This window comes from Candidatus Aegiribacteria sp. (assembly GCA_021108435.1).
GTDB lineage: Bacteria > Fermentibacterota > Fermentibacteria > Fermentibacterales > JCC-6 > Aegiribacteria.
This window is the reverse complement of sequence record JAIOQY010000202.1, coordinates 1-5413: the sequence shown is the minus strand read 5'-3', so window position 1 is coordinate 5413 and position 5413 is coordinate 1. Positions and strand designations below refer to the sequence as shown.

At 42.9% G+C, this 5413-nt stretch carries 8 protein-coding genes; 3 read left to right on the top strand and 5 right to left on the bottom strand.

Translation table 11 applies throughout. From position 1 onward, the window contains the following. The first annotated feature begins 294 nt into the window (after nt 1-294). From K8R76_12330 to K8R76_12320, 3 genes are all read left to right on the top strand, one after another. Nucleotides 295-714, top strand: coding sequence for a hypothetical protein (locus tag K8R76_12330; GenBank protein ID MCD4848965.1), 420 nt, complete (start codon nt 295-297; stop codon nt 712-714). 170 nt (nt 715-884) lie between these two features. After that, the gene (locus tag K8R76_12325; protein MCD4848964.1) at nt 885-1136 is read left to right on the top strand and encodes a type II toxin-antitoxin system Phd/YefM family antitoxin; all 252 of its coding nucleotides are present in this window, start codon (nt 885-887) and stop codon (nt 1134-1136) included. Next, a complete protein-coding gene (locus K8R76_12320) occupies nt 1126-1410 on the top strand; it encodes a type II toxin-antitoxin system RelE/ParE family toxin (GenBank protein ID MCD4848963.1) in 285 nt (94 codons plus the stop codon). The genes K8R76_12325 and K8R76_12320 overlap by 11 nt, the downstream gene beginning before the upstream one ends. A gap of 189 nt (nt 1411-1599) precedes the next feature. Here the strand turns inward: K8R76_12320 and K8R76_12315 are convergent, their stop codons facing one another. From K8R76_12315 to K8R76_12295, 5 genes are all read right to left on the bottom strand, one after another. After that, entirely contained in the window at nt 1600-2331 is a 732-nt protein-coding gene (locus K8R76_12315) for a tRNA threonylcarbamoyladenosine dehydratase (protein ID MCD4848962.1), read from the bottom strand. After that, the gene (locus K8R76_12310; GenBank protein MCD4848961.1) at nt 2324-3106 is read right to left on the bottom strand and encodes a TatD family hydrolase; all 783 of its coding nucleotides are present in this window, start codon (nt 3104-3106) and stop codon (nt 2324-2326) included. The genes K8R76_12315 and K8R76_12310 overlap by 8 nt, the downstream gene beginning before the upstream one ends. Nucleotides 3107-3176: 70 nt before the next feature. Next, a complete protein-coding gene (locus tag K8R76_12305; protein MCD4848960.1) occupies nt 3177-4115 on the bottom strand; it encodes a YitT family protein in 939 nt (312 codons plus the stop codon). Between the two features lie 130 nt (nt 4116-4245). Next, nucleotides 4246-4959 (bottom strand): PrsW family intramembrane metalloprotease, encoded by a 714-nt coding sequence (locus tag K8R76_12300; protein ID MCD4848959.1) that lies wholly within the window; start codon nt 4957-4959, stop codon nt 4246-4248. A 47-nt stretch (nt 4960-5006) separates the two neighbouring features. Continuing rightward, complete coding sequence (locus K8R76_12295) at nt 5007-5339, bottom strand: DUF6150 family protein (protein MCD4848958.1); 333 nt, start codon at nt 5337-5339, stop codon at nt 5007-5009. Between the last annotated feature and the right edge of the window lie 74 nt (nt 5340-5413).

The following is a 5413-nucleotide window of genomic DNA, read 5'->3' as shown; positions in this document are numbered from 1 at the left end:
AAATATAGAAAACTTTGTTTAGCTGTTCATGTAGATAATATAAATGCGTTGAATCTTTATAAGAAATTGGGTTTCAAACAAGTAGAGGAAGAAGAAGAGAAGGAGATAGTTCTAGGAATTGAATGGTAATTCGAAATACAAGCGCAGAACAATCGCTTCAACCTGATAAAACTTCGTCACGGTTTGTGCTAATCGTTTCGCTCTTTCACGCACAAACCGCGCCAAGCACGAGTACGCGCACGTTTTTACAGGTCAACTCTACATTAGACACACCGAAATTAGCAGGAAAACAAGATGATTGAAATTCGTTCACGGATGGTTCCTCTGGCTGAGTTGAGGCCCAACAACTGGTATGTCAATCGCGCCAAGCTAGATAGAATCCTCGATGCTTGGGTAAACAACGAGCAAAAGAACCTTCCTCCGGTTCTCATCACCCGAATCGACGGTGAGTTGAGCCTAATAGATGGTCACGCACGAGCTGTAGCGGCCCTATTGAACGGTGCTATTAAGATTGCAGCGCAATTCGATGAATTACCTATGATTGAGGGATCGACTGATCTATACATCCATATCCATCGTGAGGGTCCGGATCGTGGAGTGGAGAGAATCTCAGACCTCATTGCTCGGGTGGTCGAGCCTGATGAACACGAGCAACTATGGATTGGCTATTGCCAGAACTGGCTGGAGAAACACGAACAAGACAAAGATGTTTAACAAATCGCTTGAGAAGGATTTCAAGGACTGAAGCCCTTGAAATCTCTCAGCTCAGTCGTTATCCACAAAAATAGAACACCAGAAAAACTCTTGATATGACCATAATGACCATAATATAGATCTATATATAGTATGAAATAAATATTGATTCCAGAATAGGAGACGTTATCATGGAACAAGTTCTCTCAAGGTGTTCTGCAAGCATCTCAGAACTAAAGAAAAATCCAACTGCGCTACTAAATGAAGCAGAAGGCTCACCAATTACCATTCTGAATCATAATATACCTACTGCATATCTTATTCCAGCAGAAACTTACGAGTGGCTCATGGATAGGCTTGAGGACGCTGAATTGGCTCAGATCGTAATAAATCGTGCACATGAGAAAGAAAACTCCATAGAAATTGAAATTGATGATCTATAAGGTCAAATTTCTACCAAGTGCACTGAAAGAGTGGAAAAAGCTCGCTCCTCCTACTCAAACACAGTTCAAGAAAAAGCTGAAAGAAAGAATATTGCATCCACGTATTCCGAGTAGCCAGTTACGAGGTTTCAAGAATGTATATAAAATAAAATTGCGCGCAGTAGGTTATCGGCTTGTCTATGAAGAAAATTATGATGAAATATTTATCTACGTTATGGCCATCGGAAAAAGAGAACGAGGTTTAGTATACACCAAGGCAAAGAAAAGAAAATAGCGTCCCAGCCCGCTGCTTGAGCCCACATCTAAAAGAAACTTGATTCAAGTTACTTGAAAGGATATCAATCGCATCAACGCGGACTGGCAAGGATACGCCGCTTTGCACCAAGGTTTATGTCAGCCGTATCCAGCGGCATTTTCTTCTCCGGTCCGCGATATAATTGTCTTGCACAAGAATCATTTTGTTTTATTCTTCTAAGAATTCCAGTACAAGATCAGCCAGAGCGTATCCGAATATTCCAGGCATTGTAATCAGACTTGGTATGCAGTTCCGGATTCTGCCTCTTTCCAGTATCTGATCATCCCTATCCGGTGGCAGAGCATGTTTCCCGGCCGATTCCACCGAGTAAACACATTGAATACCCTTACATATTCCCCTCTTGCGAAGATACTTGCGCAGCTGTTTTGCGAGAGGACAATTGCTTGTCTTCGAGATATCACCCCTTCTTACAAGTGAAGGATCCCTCCTCCCTGATGCGCCCATACTGCTTACGACAGGGATATGATTCCTGACGCAGTATTCAAGAAGAGCGACTTTTGGATTAAGGCTGTCGATGGCATCAACGACAATATCCGGAGGAGAAGCAAGGATTTTCGCAGCGGTATCCTCATGAAAGAATTCTACAAGCGTTTCTATCTCAGTGTCCGGGCAGGTTCTTCTCAATTGCGAAGCGAGTATTTCAACCTTTGGTTTACCAATATCGCTCAATCCGGCAATCGGATTCCTGTTAAGTGAAGTTTCTGTCAATAGATCAAAATCAACAAGTTTGAGAGTTCCGGCTCCGCATCTGGCAAGTGCGATTGCAGTATGACAGCCGACTCCACCGAGTCCAATTACGGTAATTCTTGTTTTCATCAGTTTATTGTGAGTTTTCTCTCCAAGAAGATCCACAACCCGATCAAACCGTCTTTCAGTCATCAGAATCAATCCCGAACAGCTTGCAGGCATTTTCCCAGGTTATCCCGGCTATATCCTCGACACTTGTTTCACGTAATTCAGCAATCGCATGAGCTACTTTTGTCACATGAGCGGGCTCCACCTCACCTTGAGCAAGCCCTTCCATCCCGATTGAGGGAGCATCGGTTTCAAGCAGAATTCGGTCTGATGGGATAAAAACGGCGGATTTTCTAGCTCTTTTTGCTCGGAGTCTTGTTACAGCTCCGCCAAAAGCAAGGAAGAATCCAAGATCAAGAAATCGTCGTGCGAGCTGTGTCCCCCTTGAAAACGAATGTACTACTCCCCTGATCTTGCCTCTATAACTGTCTTCAGACAAAATCGACAGTATTTCCTCGAATGCTCCGCGACAGTGTAAAATTACAGCAAGGTCTAGCTTCAGCGCAACGTCCAGCTGTTGCCGGAAAACACGAATCTGAGTATTCCTGTCAGGAATTTCTACTTTGTAATCCAGTCCGATCTCACCAACAGCTACCGACGAGGAAGCGATAAGTTCATTTTCAAGGTATTTTGTATCAAGTTCATCATCAGCACACCATGGGTGGATGCCAAGCGCGGAATATATCCTCGATCTCTTTGCAAGAGCTTTTACCTGATCCCAGGATTCAGCTTCAACAGAAGGAACAATCAACCGGGTTACCCCTGCAGTCCTCGCACGGTGGAGAACCCCCTCTGTGTCTCTACGAAGGGGGTTCATAAAGAGATGACAATGAGTATCGAAAAACTGTATGGTTTTCACCGGATTCTTCCTGTTAGAATAAGTAGATTAACATTATATAGCCAAACTGCTGATGTTCAGCATGTTATTGTCAAAATGTCAGCGTCCGCTGCTTGAACCCATATCCCATTACATCATAGGCATCATGCAGAACCATGAAAGCATCCGGATCGATATGCTTAAGAATCCTTCTAAGCATCATTACCTGTCTTCTATGAATACAGACATAAATAACATCTTTTTCTTCACGTTTGTACCCACCTTCGGCCTTCAGGAAAGTAATACCTCTGTTAAGCTTTTCAAAAATTGCGTCCCGGACCTGGTCCGGTTTTTTTGTCACAATCATCACAGCTTTCACATATGGCATTCCTTCCGATGCAAAATCAGTCATCTTACTTGTAAGGAAAAGGTTCAGGTATGCCCAGATTACGATTGCAGGATTCTTGAAAACAACTCCCACTGTAAGAATTATGAGAGATTCAACTATCCAGTAACCGGTACTGATTGAAACCCCTGTAAACTTCTTCAGAATGGCAACAGGAATATCGGTCCCTCCTGTAGAACCCCGGAATTTGAAAATCAAACCGAGCCCTACTCCCAGAAGAGCAGACCCGGCAACAGAAGCCAGGAGAATGTCCATTTCCGATTTACCTGAAAGAAACATTGCAAGCCTGGGAAGTTCCCCATCTCCAGCAACATTATAGACTATTTCGCTGTAACTGGAAAGGAATGAGAGATGAGAAGGCTGAAATACCCAGCACATAGTGTTAGCCATCAGCATTCCGACAAAACTCCTGATACCGAATTGTTTTCCTATAAAATAGTATCCCAGAAAGAAGAGTGGAACGTTAAAACCAAACATCCAGATACTCTCTGTGACACCTGTCCAGTAATAGAGGACCTGAGCCAGTCCTGCAACTCCTCCCGGAGAGATCTGGAATGGGAATAAGAACCAGGAATAGGCAATTCCAAAAAACACAGAACCTGCAAGAATACCAGTGTAATCCTGTATTTCATGCCTGATATTCATAATATTCAACTCCTGGAATAACACGAGATAACTCTGTTTGTCCTGCTGTTAAAAAGGAAAAGACAAAGCCTGAATACAGCTTCGCCCCGTTACATGTAATATACATTTTAAAATTATATCTGCCAGTTTTTCAGGCTGGAACTTTAATTCTTCCTGCTTCTGAATCCTGCATGAGAGCGAGTTTAACCTTTCGTCTAGCCAGAATTATTACCCATATCAATACAGGCAGAATCCCGAGCGCTATGAACTGATTCCATAATGGAACAGCAAAGATACACAGGTCATAGAGTCCGTGAAAAAATACAGCTAATAGAAACCCCTTCCAGATTAATCGGCGTCCTGTTCCCTTATTCTTTGAGAATTTCGCCATACCGATGTAATATCCCATTATTACAGAGACAGCAGCGTGAAGCGGTATAGAGGTAAAAGCTCTGAGAACAGCTACTGTAAGCCCTCTTCCCAGTACGTAAAGAATATTCTCAAGACAGGCAAACCCCATACCTGCAACTACTGCATAGACAATTCCATCCATGATTTCATCAAAGCATTTCTTCCTGAAAGCAACCCGCCGGACGATGAACAGTTTAATGCTCTCCTCTACAAGAGCAGCTACAACGAATGCCGTGAAGATCGGGGAAAGAACTTGGTTCGGTTTAAGGATTCCCCTGAATTCACTGATGGCCATTTCAAGTATGAGAGCAGGCAGAGTGGAGAACAGCCCCAGAAGGAATATTCTGATGATTAACCCTTTGGGTTCCGGTTTTGCTTTATCTTTCCTGTAGAAGTAGATGACAATGATAACAGCTGGAATTATTGCAAGTGTCAGAGCAAGAATAACATTCATGCGTACGTCTATCCGTTCATTGAACTAATTTGAAACATCAAGATCAGTCAGTGCAATCTGCCCTGCCACTTGCTGCTTTCTTCCCAGCCGGCCCGGTATTCATATTCAACGAAGTAAACACACAGATCTGACTGATACTCGTACTCAACGTAGTAAATCTCAATATCGGACTGATATTCGTAATCAACAAAATACCAGAGCGCGTCTTCATCATCAGCCTGGTATGCGTAATCAACAACATACGCGCAAAGGTCAGCCTGATACTCATACTCAACCACATATACGCAAAGGTCTGCCTGGTACTCATACTCACAGACATATACATTTCCGGCATATACAAACGTTCCAAGTAACAATGTGATAATGGGAATTATTTTCATGATCACTCCTTCATACATCTATCTGATTTACTTATATTGAATCCATTGCCAAGGAATAAAGAATTGTCAATGAA